Origin of the sequence: Streptomyces sp. NPDC127084 (assembly GCF_042724175.1) — a bacterium.
Taxonomy (GTDB): Bacteria; Actinomycetota; Actinomycetes; order Streptomycetales; family Streptomycetaceae; genus Streptomyces.
Genome location: NZ_JBHXFA010000027.1, coordinates 20,238 through 37,162 on the forward strand (window position 1 = coordinate 20,238; position 16,925 = coordinate 37,162).

Here is a 16,925-nt window from a genome sequence, read left to right on the forward strand (position 1 = left end):
CAGTCTGGTGCCTGGGGCCTCTTCGCCCGCCGGGGCCCAGCCCCGTCGCCCCGCGGCACGGAGTGGGCCCGCCGCGCGGTCCCGCGCGATCGGTGGCCCTTGCTGCCCCGGGAATGACCGCCCTGTCCGTGATGTTGTAACGGGCAATCGGAAGAGGGGCGTTAACGGTGGTGCTTGATCCGCAGGGTTTGTACGAATGGGACCCCAAGGGGCTCGCGGTGGTCGATATGGCGCTGGCCCAGGAGTCGTCGGGGCTGGTGATGCTGTACCACTTCGACGGCTACATCGACGCGGGGGAGGCCGGCCAGCAGATCGTGGGCTCACTGCTGGGCTCGCTGCCGCACCAGGTGGTGGCCCGCTTCGACCACGACCGGCTCGTGGACTACCGCGCCCGTCGCCCGCTCCTCACCTTCCGGCGCGACCGCTGGGCGGGCTTTGAAGCGCCCGCCCTGGAGGTACGGCTGGTCCAGGACGCCACGGGCGCCCCGTTCCTGCTGCTCTCCGGGCCCGAGCCGGATGTCGAGTGGGAGCGGTTCGCCGCCGCGGTCCGGCAGATCGTGGAGCGCCTCGGAGTGCGGCTCTCGGTGAACTTCCACGGCATCCCCATGGGCGTGCCTCACACCCGCCCCGTCGGCCTCACCCCGCACGGCAACCGCGTCGACCTGACCCCCGGTCACCGCAGCCCCTTTGACGAGGCACAGGTACCGGGCAGCGCGGAGGCGCTGGTCGAGTACCGGTTGATGGAGTGGGGCCACGACGTCCTCGGCATCGCCGCCCACGTACCGCACTACCTCGCCCGTTCCGCCTACCCCGACGCGGCGCTCACGGCTGTCGAGGCCATCACCGCCGCGACGGGACTGGTGCTGCCGAGTGTCGCGCATACGCTGCGCGCGGAGGCGCAGCGCACCCAGACCGCGATCGAGCGGCAGATCGGGGAAGGCGACGAGGAACTGGTGACCCTGGTGCGCGGGCTTGAGCACCAGTACGACGCGATCGCCGGAGCCGAGACGCGCGGCAGTCTGGTCGCCGAACCGGTGGACCTCCCGTCAGCGGACGAGATCGGCCGCGAGTTCGAGCGGTTCCTGGCCGAGCGGGAGGGCGACGCGTAGCCGCGGGGACCGGACCCCTAAGCTTCCGCACATGCTGAAGGTGGGCCTGACCGGCGGAATCGGCGCCGGCAAGAGTGAAGTGTCGCGGCTGCTGGTGTCGTACGGGGCGATCCTCATCGACGCCGACAGGATCGCACGAGAGGTCGTGGAGCCCGGTACGCCCGGGCTCGCGGCGATCGTCGAGACCTTCGGCCCGGAGATCCTGGCCGGCGACGGCACACTCGACCGTCCGCGACTCGGGTCGATCGTGTTCGCCGACGCCGACCGGCTGGCCGCGCTGAACGCGATCGTCCACCCCCTGGTCGGAGCCCGGTCGGCCGAACTCGAAGCCGCGGCGGGGCCCGACACCATCGTCGTCCACGACGTGCCCCTGCTCACCGAGAACCGTCTCGCCCCGCTCTACGACATGGTCGTGGTGGTGGAGGCGTCCGAAGGCACCCAGCTCGACCGGCTGGTGCGGCTGCGCGGTATGACCGAGGCCGACGCCCGGGCACGTATGGCCGCACAGGCCGGCCGCGAGGAACGGCGAGCCATCGCCGATCTGGTCATCGACAATGACGGGCCCCTGGAGTCGCTGGAGGCACGCGTCCGGGAGGTCTGGGCAGCCCTCACCGAGCGCGCGGCGGCCGGATAGCGCGGCGGACGGGCGAACACCCGCGGGGGACTCGGAGACACCCGGGAAGCGCGCCCACGGGGATGTTGAATCGACCGAGGCAAGGGGAAGGATGCGAGAGTGCCCGACACGAACCCGGAGACCCATGTCATCGACTTCCGCGCGGCCGAGCAACTGCTGGCGGCCCGGGACCCCCGGGGTGCCGTGAAGCTGCTCGACTCGGTGATCGCGGCCCACCCCGAGAACACGGCCGCGCGGCTGCTGCGTGCCCGTGCCTTCTTCGCCGCCGCGCAACTGCGCCCGGCGGAGCTGGAATTCGAGATCGTTCTGGAGCGGGAGCCGGACAACGCGTTCGCCCACTTCGCGCTTGCCCGCACCTACCAGCGCGCGGGTCGCCCGGAGTCGGCCCGGAAGCACTTCAGACTGGCCGCTGCTCTCGATCCCAAACCGGAGTACCTGGAAGCGGCCCGTTTCGATTCGGACTGACGGTCAGCGCGGGGGCCGGTTGTCTCCCCGGTCCGGTTCGTAGGGCGGGATGTCCGGGCCCGGCTGGTAGTGAGGCCCTTGGTGGAGCCTGTGCACCACCATCATGAGATCCGCCGAAACGATCACGACCAGTACCGAGCAGGCGATCGCCCAGCCTTCCCGGCCGTTCAGGCTGAACAGGGCGGTGCCGGCGACCGCCCACAGCAGGCCCCAGACACTCAGCCAGAATCGCAACCGCAGGGGACTGCGTGCGGTCGCGGGCTCACTCCCGGTGCGCATGACCCATCGCCTCTTCCACTCCAGGGTCTACCCGCAATCCGGCCGGTACCCGCGTTCGAGCGGATATGACCGCCCCGGGTGGTGCGGCCTCACGGACGAGGGCGGGCCGCGGGGCTCAGTGCACGAAGCTGTAGCTCAGCCACGGCGTCGTCCCCTGCGCGATGTTGTCGAACAGTGTGGTCCCGATGTACCCGGACTCGGGGCCCTGGCAGTTGGGCTTCCGGTACAGGAAGATGTCGACCAGCGTCGCGTTCTCCACGCGGTGCGCACCCTTCGGGATGAACGGGAAGCAGCCGGTCACGACAGGGTTGGACACCTTGACGACGCGCTTGTCCTCGGTCTCGTAGATGACGGTGCCGACCGCGGTCCGGCCGAGGCCGGAACAGCCCGCGACGGCGAGGGTCAGAAGCAGTGTCCCGGCCGCGGTGGCGGGACGCCTGAGGTGGGGCATGGCTGGTCCTCGTCTGTCGTCTGGGAGCCCACTCGTGTCGTGTCATTCGTGATCGCTTGTGATCGCCACGTTGCCGGACATCCACCCGACAGGCACGTCAGAGACAGCCGCACAGGGGACCCGGGCGGATTCGGCGGGGATTCGGAGGCTCGCCCCGCGCTCCTGGCGGGAATACCGTTGAAGCGGGGACCGGCGTGGACGGCAGGGGGTGCCGTGATGGTCGAAGAGCTGGTGGTGGCCGGTGTGGCGGCTGGTTCCGCCCTTGTGGTCTATGGCCTGGCGGCGGCCCGGGTGATCAAGCAGTACGAGCGGGGCGTGGTGTTCCGTCTCGGACGGCTGCGCGACCGAGTGCGCGAGCCCGGACTGACGATGATCGTTCCGGTGGTCGACCGCCTGCACAAGGTGAACATGCAGATCGTGACCATGCCCGTGCCCGCCCAGGAGGGCATCACCCGGGACAACGTCACAGTGCGGGTGGACGCCGTCGTGTACTTCAAGGTGGTGGACGCCGCCGACGCCATCGTCAGTGTGGAGGACTACCGCTTCGCCGTCTCGCAGATGGCCCAGACCTCACTGCGCTCGATCATCGGCAAGAGCGAACTGGACGACCTCCTGTCCAACCGGGAGAAGCTCAACCAGGGGCTGGAGCTCATGATCGACAGCCCGGCCCTCGGCTGGGGTGTCAGCGTCGACCGGGTGGAGATCAAGGATGTGTCCCTCCCGGAGACGATGAAGCGCTCGATGGCCCGGCAGGCCGAGGCGGACCGGGAGCGCCGGGCCCGGGTCATCAACGCCGACGCGGAGCTCCAGGCGTCGAAGAAGCTGGCCGAGGCGGCACACCAGATGGCTGACGCGCCATCGGCGCTCCAGTTGCGCCTGCTCCAGACGGTGATGGCCGTCGCCGCCGAGAAGAACTCCACGCTGGTGCTCCCCATCCCGGTGGAACTGCTGCGCTTCCTGGAACGCGGTGCGCACCACACGGAGCCGGTTGCTCCTGTGGAGTCCGCGGGCGCGCGGGAGGAGGCGGCGCCGGGTGACACCGCCGGTCCGCCGGCACCGGCCGCTCTCGGAGGGCTGGATGAGTCCGGCGGGATCGCGGGCCTCGGCTTGGACCTGCCGCTGCCCGAGGCGGTCGGGGCACCGAGGGCCGAGGAGGAGGCACCGGAGGAGGGCCGCCGAACGGCGTGACGGCGGGCGGGTGGCCGGTATCAGCGCAGGCCGAGCCCCTTTCAAGGCGCACTGTCAGACCCCACCCGTATGGTCGTGGCTCAAAGGACCAGACGGCTTCGAAGGACCCGAGCCCGCCCGAAGGGAACGAAGGACTCTGAGCCCGGCCACCGGAGGGGAGGTGCCTCGCGCATGCCGCGTCCGTCGCGAACGCATACGCCGCGCGAGCGGTCGGCGCTGCACACCAGCGCCGCGGTCTTCGTCCCCGCGGTGCTGCCGCGTGAAGGGCGCGTCGCCTTCTGGAGCCCGGAAGGGGAGCCGCCGTCCCTCGAGGACTGCGCGGCGGGGGAGCACACCGAGCTGACGGTGGCCCGGCGGCACGGCGGTGGGGTACGCCGCCGGGTCGTCCCTGCCGTGCTGCTGCCCATCGCCGACGCCCTGCCGCTGCTCGCCCGCGCCCGGCACGACACCACGGCGCACCCCGCCACCGTCTGCTGGGGTGCCGCCGCCCTGCACGCGCTTCGGCTCGTCGCATGCGGCCGGCTGCTGCCCGGACTGACCACGGAGGACCAGGACGCCTGGCGGGCCGGTCCGCTCGACGCCGACGACATCGCCCATCTCCGCGCCATCGCCGCCGCGATGCCCTACGAAGCCCACGCCACCCCGGTCCCCGGGCTGCGCCCGATGCGGCTGCCCGAGCCCGAGGCACTGGTCCGGTCGTTCCTGGACGCGGTCGCGGACACGCTTCCCCGCACCCCGGCGGCCGAGCACGCCGTGGGACGGCCGTTCGCCGCGGTGGCTCCGCAGCGGCTGCCGGACGCCCGCGCCTGGGCCGCCGAGGCCGCCGCGGGCATGGACGCCGGCGTCCGGATCTCACTGCGGCTCGATCTGTCGGCGTACGAGCTGTTCGACCGCGCCGACGTCCCCGAGACCGCGGAGGACGGCCCCGACGAGGACGAGCCGTACGGGGGCGGGTCGGCGCGGCAAGCCGCCGCCGCCCTCGTCCAGGTGCACAGCCTCGCCGATCCGACCCTGGTCCTCGACGCCGCGCGGCTCTGGGCGGGCGACGGCGACGACCACTTCGGGCCGCGGGCGCGGATCGACGCGGTGCTGGCGCTGCGCCGCGCCGCCAGGGTGTGGCACCCGCTCGCGCGCCTACTGGAGCGCGAGGTCCCCGATGTCCTCCCGCTGAGTGAGGACGAGCTGTACGAGCTGCTGGGCGTGGCCGCGGAGCGGCTCGGAGCGGCGGGCGTGGCCGTGCACTGGCCCAGGGAACTCGCCAGGACCCTCAGCGCCACGGCGGTGGTCCGGTCACCGGCACCGGGCTCGGCCACCGACGGCACGCCGTTCTTCGACAGTGAGAGCCTCCTCGCGTTCCACTGGCGGCTGGCCCTGGGCGGGGACACGCTGACCGCGGGGGAGATGGACGCGCTCGCCGAATCCCACCGGCCGATCGTGCGGCTGCGCGACCAGTGGGTGGTGGTCGACCCCGATCTCGTACGCAAGGCACGCAAGCGGGAGCTGGGCCTGCTGGGACCGGTGGACGCACTCGCGGTGGCCCTCACCGGCAGCGCCGAGGTGGACGGGGAGACCGTCGACGCCGTGCCCGAAGGCACGCTCGCCGCGCTCCGCGACCGGCTGGTCGAAGGCCCGGCCGCGCTCGCCCAACCGCCCGGGCTCGACGCGACGCTGCGCGACTACCAGCTCCGCGGGCTCAGCTGGCTGGACCTGATGACCTCACTCGGGCTCGGCGGCTGCCTCGCCGACGACATGGGACTCGGCAAGACGGTCACGGTCATCGCACTCCATCTGCACCGCGCCGCCCAGGCCTGCGCCCGGCGCCAGGCCGCACCCCCCGCCCAGTCCGGTGTCCTGCCCGGCGCCCGCACGGCACCGACCCTGGTCGTCTGCCCGGCGTCCCTCCTCGGCAACTGGCAGCGGGAGATCACCCGGTTCGCCCCCGGCGTGCCGGTGATCCGCTTCCACGGCGCCGAGCGCAGTCTGGAGCCCGTCCGGACCGGCCGCACCGAGGCAGACCGCCCCGCCTTCGTCCTGACCACCTACGGCACGATGCGTTCCAGCGCCGCCGCGCTCGCCGCCGAGACCTGGGGCATGGTCGTCGCCGACGAGGCACAGCACGTCAAGAACCCGTTCTCGGCCACCGCCAAGGCCCTGCGCACCATCCCCGCCCCGGCCAGGATCGCCCTCACCGGCACCCCCGTCGAGAACAACCTGTCCGAGCTCTGGGCACTCCTCGACTGGACCACACCCGGGCTGCTCGGACCGCTGAAGGCCTTCCGCGCCCGCCACGCCCGCGCCGTCGAGAACCAGCAGAACGCCGAGTTCGCCGGGAACGACGAGGCCGTCGAGCGACTCGCCCGCCTCGTCCGGCCCTTCCTGCTGCGCCGCAGGAAATCCGACCCCGGAATCGTGCCGGAGCTGCCGCCCAAGACCGAGTCCGACCATCCCGTGCCGCTCACCCGGGAGCAGGCGTCGCTCTACGAGGCCGTCGTGCGCGAGACCATGGCCCGGATCGAGAGTGCCGAGGGCATGGCACGCCGCGGACTGATCATGAAGCTGCTCACCTCGCTGAAGCAGATCTGCAACCACCCGGCGCAGTATCTGAAGGAGGACGGCGCCCGGCTCGCCGCCCGCTCCGGGAAACTCACCCTGCTCGACGAACTGCTCGACACGATCCTGGCCGAGGACGGTTCGGCGCTGGTCTTCACCCAGTACGTGTCGATGGCCCGGTTGATCTCCGGACACCTCGAAGCAAGGGGGATCACCTCCCAGCTGCTCCACGGCGCCACCCCGGTGCCCGAGCGGGAGCGGATGGTGGACCGCTTCCAGTCGGGCGAGATCCCCGTGTTCCTCCTCTCCCTGAAGGCCGCGGGCACCGGGCTCAATCTGACCAGGGCCGGTCATGTCATCCACTACGACCGCTGGTGGAACCCCGCGGTGGAGGACCAGGCCACCGACCGTGCCTACCGCATCGGCCAGACCCAGCCCGTACAGGTCCACCGGCTGATCGCCGAGGGCACCGTGGAGGACCGCATCGCCGAGCTGCTGCTCTCCAAGCGGGCACTGGCGGACGCGGTGCTCGGTTCCGGTGAGGCGGCGCTGACCGAGCTCACCGACCGGGAACTGGCCGATCTCGTCTCGCTGCGGAGGCCGTCATGAGCGCCCACCACCGGTCCGCCCGCAGGGACTCCCCACGGAGGCCGGACGACCGCCGGCGTACGTTCCCGCGGCTCGCCCCGCGCTCCGGGGACGAGACCTCCGCCGCCTCCTGGTGGGGCAATGCATGGGTGGACGCGCTGGAGGACAACGCGCTCGACTCGGCGCGCCTCGCTCGCGGCCGGTCGTACGCGGGTCGGGGCCACGTCGACGCGATCACCGTGACACCGGGCAGGGTCACCGCCTACGTCCATGGCTCCCGCCCGCGCCCGTACCGCACGGACATCAGGCTGCGCACCCTCGGCGACGAGGACTGGGAGCGGCTCCTGGACACCGCGGCGTCCCGGCCCGACCACATCGCCGCGCTGCTCGACAAGGACGTGCCGCACGCGCTCGCGGACGCCGCCGAGCTGCTGCCCGTACCGGGCGATCTGATCCCCGACTGCTCCTGCCCCGATGACGGGCTGCCCTGCAAGCACGCCGCCGCGCTCTGCTACCAGACGGCCAGGATCCTGGACGAGGACCCGTTCGTGCTGTTCCTGATGCGCGGACGCGGCGAACAAGAGGTGCTGGCCGAGCTCACCCGGCGCAACGCGGCACGTTCGGCGGCGGAGCGTGCCGCCGCCCAGCGCATCGCGGTGGAGCACGCCATCCACCGGCAGGGCGCCGGGACGGGACGCGACGGCGCCGCGCCGCCACCGCCGATGGCGTCCGTCCCGGCCGCGGCTGCGCTCGCGGACCGTGGCCGCCCGTCGCTGCCGGACCCGCTGCCCCTCCCCCCGCAGCCCGGGCGACCGCCCGTTTATCCGGAGGCGGCCGGTGGCCCCGACCCACTCGCCCTCGACCTGCTCGCCACCGAGGCGGCGGGCCGTGCCCACACCACCCTACGGACGGGGCGGGACCCGCTCGCCGGACTCACCTCCTGGCAGGACGCGGTCCGGCTGGCCGCCGCCCACCCCGGCTCCGGGCTCACCGCGTCCACCCGCGCGCTCTACACCGCACTGGCCCGCGCCGCCGACCGCACCCCGACGGAGCTGGCCCGTGCCGTAGCGGCCTGGCGCCAGGGCGGTCTCGCGGGTCTCGCCGCCCTGGAGGAGGAGTGGGACCCTCCGGCCGGTCCATTCGACCGGGCCCGGCCCGCACTGGTCGCCGCCGGTTTCCCCGACGGCCCGGCCTTCCGGCCGCGGCGCAACCGGCTCTCCACCGCCACGCTCCAACTGCGCCTGGGCCGGGACGGCTTGTGGTACGGCTATGAGGCGGAACCCGGCTCCGACGACTGGTGGCCGCGCGGTATGCCCGACACGGATCCAGTCGGGGCGCTCACCGCGCTGACAGGACGCTAAAGTTCAGTCAGATTATCGCATCGAGTGAGGGCGTTGTTGCATTCAGTTCGATAATCTGCCCACTCGATGGGGTGAAAGCACGGTCGGCCATAACCCGAATGGCTCCATCGCGTTATTTCCGGTGCGGGCAGTAACCCGTGGTCATTATCCGGAAGGCAGGAACAATGAGGCAGATTTGCCGAACAGGCCTCGTCGCAGCGATGGTCACGGGCGGCGCGATGGCGGCCGTCGGGGCCGCGCACGCCGACTCGGGCGCCCAGGGAGGCGCGGCCGGATCGCCGGGCCTGATCTCCGGGAACACCGTGCAGATCCCGGTGCACGTCCCGGTGAACGTGTGCGGTAACACCGTCAACGTGATCGGCGCGCTCAACCCGGCCGTCGGCAACCGCTGTGCGAATGGGAGCGATTCCGCTCTGACCGCCCGCGACGTGCGGTCCGCCGCTGACGACGACCGTGACAACGGTGCCGACCGCGACGCCCGTGCCGGCGCCCGTACCGGTGTCGAACGGGACAACGGCGTCCTCGGCGGGGCCCTCGCCACTGCCGACGCCCAGGGTTCCCCGGGACTGCTCTCCGGCAACGGGATTCAGCTTCCCGTCGATGTGCCGGTGAATGTCTCCGGTAATTCCGTCAATGTCGTGGGTATCGGCAATGCCTCCGTCGGCAATGTGTCGTCGAACGGTCCGGTCGCCCCGGAGCCGGTATCCCGGCCGCCGATGGAAGAAGTCGCCGCCGCTCACCACGAACCCCACTCGGAGTCCGCCCAGCTTGCCCAGACGGGCGCTGCGGCCGGTGCCGCCTTCACCGTCCCGGCAGGCGCCGCGATGATCCTGGGCGGAGCCGTGCTCTACCGCCGCTTCCGCGCCGCGGCGTAGTACGACCAGCACAAGGGGACCGGGGGCGTTCGCATTCACACGGCGGGCGTCACCCCGCTCCCGCTCCCGTGCCCGCCCCGTCCCGCTCAGGTCCGCGCCACCGGATCAGCGTGGCCTCGATGGCCTGAGCCACCTGTCTGCGCGCCTCTTGGCGAGGCACACCCCGCATGAGCAGACTGTCGTACGGCGTGTCCAGATGCCGTACGGACGCACGCACCGCCGCCGTGACCGCGCCCTCGTCCAGTGCGCGGCCGGCCGCGGTGCGACCGACCCGCCCGCTTCCGCGCTCCGAAGTGTGCGCCGCGACATCGGCCGCCCGGTCCAGCGGGCAGTACGGGAACAGCCGCAGGATCTCCGCCGTCAGCGTCGCCGTGAAGCGCACGTCCCGCGCCGCACGCAGAGCCGCGTCCCGCTCCCGGCGCCTGGCCCGCACATCCGCGTCGGCCAGACAGGCCGCCTCGGCCCGGGCCAGCGCCGCCTCCTCCACCAGCAGGCCCTGCCGCTCGTACCGTGTGCGCTGCCTGTTGTGCCGTACGACGACGGCCCACAGTGCACTCGCCTCGCGGGCGCGGCGGGTGAGCGCCGCGTTCCCTCGCGGCAGGAACACCAGATGCCCCAGGTCGGCGCAGTCCAGACAGCGCGGGGAGCCGAACTCCAGGACCAGCCGTTCCAGCGGCCCGCGATGGCAGTCGGCGCAGCGGCGCTGCCTCAACGGCTCCACGACCACCAGTGGTTCCACCGGACTCCGCCCCCTCCCCCGCAGCGGTTGCGTGGTGTTCCCCGTTGCCTCCCGTTCCCCGGCAGCACCGCGAATAAGCACTCGCTGAGTCCACTCGGGGGCTGCTAACTTCCCGGACGTGGCGAAACTCAATCAGATCATCGCAGTGGAGAAGGGCGTCAAGTCCAAGGCGCACCAGGACCTCACGGCGGCCCATCACGGCCTCCAGAAGCCCGCACTTCTGGCCGGAATCTCCCGGACGTACCAGCCGAAGGACGAGGAGGGCGAACAGCTTCCGCCCGAGTCCACGCTGGTGCAGATCAAGGCCGAGGACGTACTGCGCGACACTGCCAGGACGCTGACCCGGCTGTTCGACGTGACCGCCACCAAGGACTGGGCCAACTGCACGGCCCGCGCCGACATCACCGTCGACGGCCGGGTGCTCGTCGCCGCCGCACCGGTCGCCTATCTCCTGTTCCTGGAGAAGCAGCTGACGGACATCAACACCTTCGTCCGCAAGCTCCCGGTGCTCGACGCGGCCGAGTCCTGGTCCCAGGACCCCTCCACGGACTCCTGGAAGACCGAGCCGGTCAAGACGGTCCGCACCAGGAAGGTGCCCCGCAACCATGTGAAGGCGGAGGCCACCGAGAAGCACCCGGCGCAGGTCGAGGTGTACTACGAGGACATCCCCGTCGGCTACTGGACGACGGTCAAGTTCTCCGGAGCGCTGCCGGCCCGACGGGTCAACGAACTGCTGGACCGGGTGGAGAAGCTCCAGCAGGCTGTGAAGTTCGCCCGCGAGGAGGCCAACGGCGCGGAGGTCACCGACCAGCGGGTCGGGGACGCCGTCTTCGGCTATCTCTTCGGTCAGTAGCCTTCTGAGGCTACGATCACCCAGACTCCCCGTCCGCATGTCCGCGGATGGGGTGCGCGAGGAGCGCAAAGCTGAAACTGAAGCTTGTCGTGACGAAGCGGTTCCAGTGGAGGTTCGAGTCCTCCCCCCGGCACTACCGTGCGCGCCGGGGTAGCCCAACTCGGCAGAGGCAGACCGCGATCAATCTCAGACTCTCGCTCCAGACTCAGCATTCGCCGCTCATCGTCGGATCGACCGGGCCCGGGCCCTGGTGCGTCGAAATGCCAGTTCGAATCTGGTCCGCCGAGCTCGATCGGCGGTGGTCCAAAGGCAGGACGCGACGCAATGAGACTGACCCGGACCCTCAAGCGTGCCGGCGTGTGACGTGAGCGGCATCGACAGGGCCCGGAGGCAGGCTACGCCTCCGGGCCCGCTCCCGTTTCGCCCCCTTCCGCGGCACCCTCACTGGCGGTAGCCGCTGAGGAAGCGGCCGATGCGGCTGATCGCCGCGTCCAGGTCGTCGGCATGCGGCAGCGTCAGGATCCGGAAGTGGTCCGGGCGCGGCCAGTTGAAGCCCGAACCCTGAACGACCTGGATCTTCTCGCGCAGCAGCAGGTCGAGTACGAACTTCTCGTCGTCGTGGATGGGGTACACCGCGGGGTCCAGTCGCGGGAAGGCGTACAGCGCGCCCCTCGGCTTCACACAGGAGATCCCGGGAATCTCGTTCAGGCGCTCCCAGGCGCGGTCGCGCTGTTCGCGCAGCCGCCCACCCGGGGCGGTGAGCTCCTGAATGGAGTGGCGCCCGCCGAGCGCCGCTTGGATGGCGTACTGGGCGGGCGCGTTGGGGCACAGCCGCATGGAGGCGAGCATGGTGAGCCCCTCCAGATAGCTGCGAGCGTGCTGCTTGGGTCCGGTGACGACCAGCCAGCCGGAACGGAAGCCGGCCACGCGGTAGGTCTTGGAGAGCCCGCTGAAGGTGAGCACGACCAGGTCCGGAGCGAGGGCCGCGGCGCTGTGGTGGACGGCGTCGTCGTACACGATCTGGTCGTAGATCTCGTCGGCGAACACCATCAGCTGGTGGCGGCGCGCCAGATCGAGGATTCCCTCGATGATCTCGGGCGGATACACGGCGCCGGTGGGGTTGTTGGGGTTGATGATCACCACGGCCTTGGTGCGGTCGGTGATCTTCGAGGCCATGTCGTCGAGGTCCGGGTACCAGTCCGCCGACTCGTCGCAGAGGTAGTGGACGGGGCGTCCCGCGGCGAAAGTGGTGACGGCGGTCCACAGCGGGTAGTCGGGGGCGGGGATGAGGACCTCGTCGCCGTCCTCCACCAGCGCCTGGACGGCCATGGAGACCAGCTCGGACACACCGTTGCCGAGGAAGACGTCATCGACCCCGACCTCGCTGAGCCCGAGCGTCTGGTAGCGCTGGGCGACCGCGCGGCGGGCGGAGAGGATGCCGCGGGAGTCGGTGTATCCGTGGGCCTGCGGCAGCATCCGGATCACGTCCTGGAGGATCTCCTCCGGTGCCTCGAAGCCGAAGAGCGCGGGGTTGCCCGTGTTGAGGCGCAGGACGCTGTGGCCCGCCTCCTCCAGTGCGTTGGCGTGCTCGATCACCGGACCGCGGATCTCGTAGCAGACCTCGCTCAGCTTGCTCGACTGCCGGAACTCCATTGTGCTGACCTCCCCGGAAACGGTATTGCTTGGTTTTACCAAGTGATCGCTTGGAAAGTCCAACGGTATGTCTAGACTGCCTCGCATGCCGACTCGTCCGACACCCCCGCCGCGTACCGCGACAGCGCCGCCTGCCGCGTCCTCGCCGCGCGTCCCGCGCCGTCGAAGCTATGACCAGTTCTGCGCCGCCGCCCGCGCGCTCGACGCGGTGGGCGACCGCTGGACCCTGCTGATCGTGCGGGAGTTGCTGGCGGGGCCGCGCCGCTACACCGATCTGCATGTGGACCTGCCGGGCGTGAGCACGGACGTGCTGGCGTCCCGGCTCAAGGACATGGAACGCGTGGGGCTGACCGTGCGCCGCCGCCTTCCGGCGCCTGTCTCGGCGTATGTCTACGAACTGACCCCTCGTGGACATGGGCTGCTGCCCGTGCTCACCGCCCTGGCCGGGTGGGGAGCTCCCGAGCTGACCGACCCCCGGCCCACGGACGCGGTGCGGGCCCACTGGCTCGCCCTGCCGCTGCGGCGGAGTCTTGAACGGGAAGACTGGCGGGGGGTCGTGGAAGTCCGGTTGGACGAAGGTGAGTTCCACGTCCGGGTCGGTGCGGACGCGGGGGAGCCCGTGTACGGGGAGGGGGCGGCGCCGGAAGGCACAGCCGCGGCGCGCCTGGAACTCGACGTCGGGACCTGCCTGGAGATCTGCCGGGGACTGCTGAGCGTGGCGGACGCGGTGCGGGACGGGCGTGTCAACGTGAAGCGGTCCACGGCCTGATGCCGTACGCCCTGCCATACGGCATCAGGCCGCCGGGGCCGCGCCGCTCGCCCGGTCACCGCCCCGGCATCATGGAGCCGTGCGACTGGAACCGATCTCCTGGGAACGTCTCATTGAAGCCGTCGCCGACCGGATCACGCGGACCACGGCCGCGGACGGCGGCCCTTGGCTCCGGGTGGCCGTGGACGGCGCGCCCGCCACCGGCACGGGCACCGCCGCCTCCGGGCTCGCGGAAGCACTGAGACTGCGCGGGCGTTCGGTCCAGGTGGTCGCGGCCACCGGTTTCCTGCGGCCGGCGTCGCTGCGTTACGAGCACGGCCGCGAGGACCCCGACTCGTACTACGCGGGCTGGTTCGACACCGGGGCGCTCTGGCGCGAGGTCTTCGGACCACTGGAGCCGGGCGGCTCGGGACGGGTGCTGCCCGACCTCCGGGACCCGGACACCGACCGTGCCACCCGCAGCGCTCCACGCGAACTCCCTCCCGGAGGAGTGCTGGTGCTGCACGGACCGCTGCTGCTCGGGCACTGGTTCCCGTTCGATCTCACCGTCCATCTGCGGCTCTCGCCGGGTGCGCTGCGCCGCCGAACGGACGAGGCCGAGCACTGGACGCTGCCTGCTTTCGGGCGTTACGAGCACGAAGTGGCCCCGGCCGACTCCGCCGAGGTCGTCGTCCGCGCCGACGACCCGAGGCATCCGGCCTGGAACGATCCCTGGGGATCCGGTGAAGCACCCTGAGCGTCCCGCTCCGCCAGATGCAGACCGAACCCCCGCCTTTCGTGGTCGGCGATCGACCGGTGAACGCTCCGCTGATACCCGAAGTGGCCGCAACACCAAGCGCTCCTCCGCTTGTTCTTCGCCCAATGGCAGCCGCGGGACGCAGCCGCGCTGGTCGAGGCGCTCCGGGATCCCGCCCTGCGCCGCTGGATCAGCTCGCCACCGGACAGCCAGGAGGACGCTGCCGGCCTCGCCATCCGAATACCCCTGTGCGGGCCGTCTGCGCGTACGGCGCGCGCCCGTGACGACCGGCGCCCGACGAAGGCCGCGGACGCTGCCGCGGTCGGTTCCTCATCCCGTGGGTGGTCGCCCCCCGTCCAATGTGACCGCGAGGGCTCCCGCGCGGCATCCCTCCCTCGCGGCGACCGCCGGGTCCGCGCCGGACAGGAGAGCGGCGAGGAAGGCGCCGTTGAAGGCATCGCCCGCTCCCGTCGAGTCGACCGCCTTGGCCGGGACCGGAGGTACCCGTGCCGTCACCGTGCCCGATTCCGCCACCAGCGCGCCTTCGGCGCCGAGTGTGACGACGGCGAGCGGGATGCGGCGGCTCAGTAAGGCCGCGGCGTCGGCGGCGTCGGCGACGCCGGTCAGCAGCCGTGCCTCGTCGGCGTTGGGCAGCAGCACATCGGCGTCCGATGCCGCCTGGAGGAACTGCTCCGCGCCCAGTGCCCCGATGAAGCCCGCCGACGCGGGGTCCACGCTCACGGGGATGCCCCGGGCGTGTGCGTCGGCGATGGCCGCGGCGGCGAGTTCACGGCTCGGGTCGGCGAAGAGGAGATAGCCGGACAGATGAAGGCGGGAGACGCCGTCGAGCAAGCCGGGCGACCAGTCGGCCGGTGAGATCCGCAGGGCCGCCCCGCTGTCGGTGAGAAAGGTGCGTTCGGCGTGGGCGTCCACCAGCGCGACGACGGTTGCGGTCTGTACGTCGGGGTCGGACACCAGGAGCGGACGCACCCCGGCCCCACGCAGCAGCGCCGCGTGCCAGTCGGCGCTCTCCCCGCCGACCCTGCCGAGCAGCCGGACGTCGGCGCAGCCCGCGTACGCGGCCCAGCAGGCCGCGTTGGCCCCAGCGCCGCCCGGGAGGGTGCGTACCTCCGCGGCGGTGTCGGTGCCATGGGCGAGCCTCGTACCGTGCCGCGCCACGACATCGGTCGCCACATCACCGACCACCAGCAGGGCGCCGCCTCCGGTGCCGACGCTGGTTGCGGCAGGGTCGGCGGGGGCGGTCACAGTGCCGCCGCGATCCGCGCGGCGAGTCGCACGTTTCCGCGCACTGCCGCGAGGTTCGCCTCCAGCGAGGCGCCCGCCGTGGCGCGCGTCAGATGCTCCAGTAGGAAGGGGGTCACCCCCTGGCCGGTGATACCGCGCTCCCGGCAGGCCTCCAGCGCTTCCGACAGCACCCGGTCGTGCAGTCCGGGGTCGAGCTGCTGGTCCTCCGGGACCGGCTGGGCCACGACCAGTGCCGTATCGGGGCCGCCGAGCGCGTCCTGGGCGCGGATCACCCGGGCGACCTCTTCGGGCGTACGCACCGTCCAGTCGACCGGCTCGCCCGAGGAGGACAGGTAGAAACCGGGGAAGTCGCCGGTGCCGTAGCCCAGGACACCGACGCCCAGGGTCTCCAGGCGTTGCAGGGTCGCGGGGACGTCCAGGATCGACTTCACCCCGGCGCAGACGACGGCGATCCGGGTCCGCGCCAGCAGCCGCAGATCGGCCGACTCGTCCTGGGAGTCGACCCACTCCCGGTGGACTCCGCCGAGTCCGCCCGTCGCGAAGACCCTGATCCCGGCACGGGCGGCGAGAAACGCCGTGGCGGACACGGTCGTCGCCCCGCTCGCCCCGGTGGCGAGGGCGGGCGCGAGGTCGCGATGGCCGAGCTTGCGCACGTCGGGGTCCTGGGCGATCCGCTCCAACTGCGCCTTGGCGAGGCCGACATGGGGGTGACCGTCCAGTACGGCGATCGTCGCCGGTACCGCCCCGTGGTCCCTGACGAGGGACTCAAGCTCCTCCGCGACGGCCAGATTGCGCGGGCGGGGCAGGCCGTGCGCGATGATCGTGGACTCGAGGGCGACGACGGGACGGTGGGCGTCGAGCGCCTCCCGTACCTCTGGCGACAGCAGCAGCGTGGTCTCGGACATGATCCATCCCTGGCACCCCACCCCACCGCGCAAACGTTTCCGCGGGCAGGGAATTCCCTCGTCGCGCCATCGGGCCGTGCCTGCCCGCGCGGTGCCCGGACGGCCCCGCTAAGGTGACGCGCCATGACGACCTTTGATGGCACCACCGCCGGCCCGGATTCCCCTTCTTTTGTCGTGCACATTCCGGACATCGAGCTGGAGGTGGAACCGCTCGACCCCGACCAGATCGTCTCCGGCGAGCCCGTGGTGACCGGAAGGGTCCTGTGGGAGTCGGAAGACGGCAAGCAGTTGCGGGGCATCTGGCAGATCACGCCCGGTGTGGTCACGGACACCGAGGCCAATGAGCTGTTCGTCGTCGTGAGCGGTCGTGCCACCGTGGAGGTGGAGGGCGGGGTCACCCTTGAACTCGGCCCCGGCGACGCGTGTGTGCTGCGCGAGGGCGACAGGACGACCTGGACGGTCCACGAAACGCTGCGGAAGGCCTACCACATCAGCCTGTGAGCC

The 16,925-nt window shown here is 71.7% G+C and carries 17 protein-coding genes; 11 read left to right on the plus strand and 6 right to left on the minus strand.

Annotated elements, in window-relative coordinates; all coding sequences use genetic code 11:
• Window positions 1-170: 170 nt before the first annotated feature.
• From ACFWI9_RS09280 to ACFWI9_RS09290, 3 genes are all read left to right on the plus strand, one after another.
• Window positions 171-1,109 (plus strand): PAC2 family protein, encoded by a 939-nt coding sequence (locus ACFWI9_RS09280; RefSeq protein WP_387160218.1) that lies wholly within the window; start codon window positions 171-173, stop codon window positions 1,107-1,109.
• A gap of 31 nt (window positions 1,110-1,140) precedes the next feature.
• Entirely contained in the window at window positions 1,141-1,743 is a 603-nt protein-coding gene (coaE, locus tag ACFWI9_RS09285; protein WP_387160173.1) for a dephospho-CoA kinase, read from the plus strand.
• 99 nt (window positions 1,744-1,842) lie between these two features.
• On the plus strand, window positions 1,843-2,208 hold the full coding sequence (locus ACFWI9_RS09290) for a tetratricopeptide repeat protein (protein ID WP_387160175.1): 366 nt from the start codon (window positions 1,843-1,845) through the stop codon (window positions 2,206-2,208).
• A gap of 3 nt (window positions 2,209-2,211) precedes the next feature.
• On the opposite strand, the gene ACFWI9_RS09295 is transcribed toward ACFWI9_RS09290, so the two are convergent.
• Together ACFWI9_RS09295 and ACFWI9_RS09300 are read right to left on the minus strand one after the other, a co-directional pair.
• A complete protein-coding gene (locus tag ACFWI9_RS09295) occupies window positions 2,212-2,487 on the minus strand; it encodes a DUF6343 family protein (protein ID WP_387160177.1) in 276 nt (91 codons plus the stop codon).
• 115 nt (window positions 2,488-2,602) lie between these two features.
• Window positions 2,603-2,938, minus strand: coding sequence for a hypothetical protein (locus ACFWI9_RS09300; protein ID WP_387160179.1), 336 nt, complete (start codon window positions 2,936-2,938; stop codon window positions 2,603-2,605).
• Window positions 2,939-3,154: 216 nt separating this feature from the next.
• On the opposite strand from ACFWI9_RS09300, the gene ACFWI9_RS09305 reads away from it, so the two are divergent.
• From ACFWI9_RS09305 to ACFWI9_RS09320, 4 genes are all read left to right on the plus strand, one after another.
• Window positions 3,155-4,126, plus strand: coding sequence for a slipin family protein (locus ACFWI9_RS09305; RefSeq protein WP_387160220.1), 972 nt, complete (start codon window positions 3,155-3,157; stop codon window positions 4,124-4,126).
• Between the two features lie 171 nt (window positions 4,127-4,297).
• A complete protein-coding gene (locus ACFWI9_RS09310) occupies window positions 4,298-7,285 on the plus strand; it encodes a DEAD/DEAH box helicase (RefSeq protein ID WP_387160180.1) in 2,988 nt (995 codons plus the stop codon).
• Window positions 7,282-8,625, plus strand: a complete 1,344-nt coding sequence (locus tag ACFWI9_RS09315; RefSeq protein WP_387160181.1) for an SWIM zinc finger family protein — start codon at window positions 7,282-7,284, stop codon at window positions 8,623-8,625. Before ACFWI9_RS09310 ends, ACFWI9_RS09315 begins: the two co-directional genes overlap by 4 nt.
• A 164-nt stretch (window positions 8,626-8,789) precedes the next feature.
• Window positions 8,790-9,500, plus strand: a complete 711-nt coding sequence (locus ACFWI9_RS09320) for a chaplin (protein ID WP_387160182.1) — start codon at window positions 8,790-8,792, stop codon at window positions 9,498-9,500.
• A 49-nt stretch (window positions 9,501-9,549) separates the two neighbouring features.
• On the opposite strand, the gene ACFWI9_RS09325 is transcribed toward ACFWI9_RS09320, so the two are convergent.
• The gene (locus ACFWI9_RS09325; RefSeq protein ID WP_387160183.1) at window positions 9,550-10,239 is read right to left on the minus strand and encodes a DUF2293 domain-containing protein; all 690 of its coding nucleotides are present in this window, start codon (window positions 10,237-10,239) and stop codon (window positions 9,550-9,552) included.
• Window positions 10,240-10,357: 118 nt separating this feature from the next.
• On the opposite strand from ACFWI9_RS09325, the gene ACFWI9_RS09330 reads away from it, so the two are divergent.
• Window positions 10,358-11,092 carry a hypothetical protein gene (locus ACFWI9_RS09330; RefSeq protein ID WP_387160184.1) on the plus strand — a complete coding sequence of 245 codons (735 nt, stop codon included), beginning with the start codon at window positions 10,358-10,360 and terminating at the stop codon, window positions 11,090-11,092.
• A gap of 441 nt (window positions 11,093-11,533) precedes the next feature.
• On the opposite strand, the gene ACFWI9_RS09335 is transcribed toward ACFWI9_RS09330, so the two are convergent.
• Window positions 11,534-12,745, minus strand: coding sequence for a pyridoxal phosphate-dependent aminotransferase (locus ACFWI9_RS09335; protein ID WP_387160185.1), 1,212 nt, complete (start codon window positions 12,743-12,745; stop codon window positions 11,534-11,536).
• Between the two features lie 85 nt (window positions 12,746-12,830).
• On the opposite strand from ACFWI9_RS09335, the gene ACFWI9_RS09340 reads away from it, so the two are divergent.
• Window positions 12,831-13,514 carry a winged helix-turn-helix transcriptional regulator gene (locus tag ACFWI9_RS09340; protein ID WP_387160186.1) on the plus strand — a complete coding sequence of 228 codons (684 nt, stop codon included), beginning with the start codon at window positions 12,831-12,833 and terminating at the stop codon, window positions 13,512-13,514.
• Between the two features lie 79 nt (window positions 13,515-13,593).
• Window positions 13,594-14,250 carry a uridine kinase gene (locus ACFWI9_RS09345; protein ID WP_387160188.1) on the plus strand — a complete coding sequence of 219 codons (657 nt, stop codon included), beginning with the start codon at window positions 13,594-13,596 and terminating at the stop codon, window positions 14,248-14,250.
• Window positions 14,251-14,580: 330 nt separating this feature from the next.
• Here ACFWI9_RS09345 and ACFWI9_RS09350 read toward each other — a convergent pair whose 3' ends face one another.
• Window positions 14,581-15,516 (minus strand): carbohydrate kinase family protein, encoded by a 936-nt coding sequence (locus ACFWI9_RS09350; RefSeq protein ID WP_387160190.1) that lies wholly within the window; start codon window positions 15,514-15,516, stop codon window positions 14,581-14,583.
• A complete protein-coding gene (locus ACFWI9_RS09355; protein WP_387160192.1) occupies window positions 15,513-16,421 on the minus strand; it encodes a pseudouridine-5'-phosphate glycosidase in 909 nt (302 codons plus the stop codon). The genes ACFWI9_RS09350 and ACFWI9_RS09355 overlap by 4 nt, the downstream gene beginning before the upstream one ends.
• Window positions 16,422-16,544: 123 nt before the next feature.
• Between ACFWI9_RS09355 and ACFWI9_RS09360 the strand changes: the two genes are divergently transcribed.
• Window positions 16,545-16,922, plus strand: a complete 378-nt coding sequence (locus ACFWI9_RS09360; protein WP_387160194.1) for a cupin domain-containing protein — start codon at window positions 16,545-16,547, stop codon at window positions 16,920-16,922.
• Window positions 16,923-16,925: the final 3 nt, after the last annotated feature.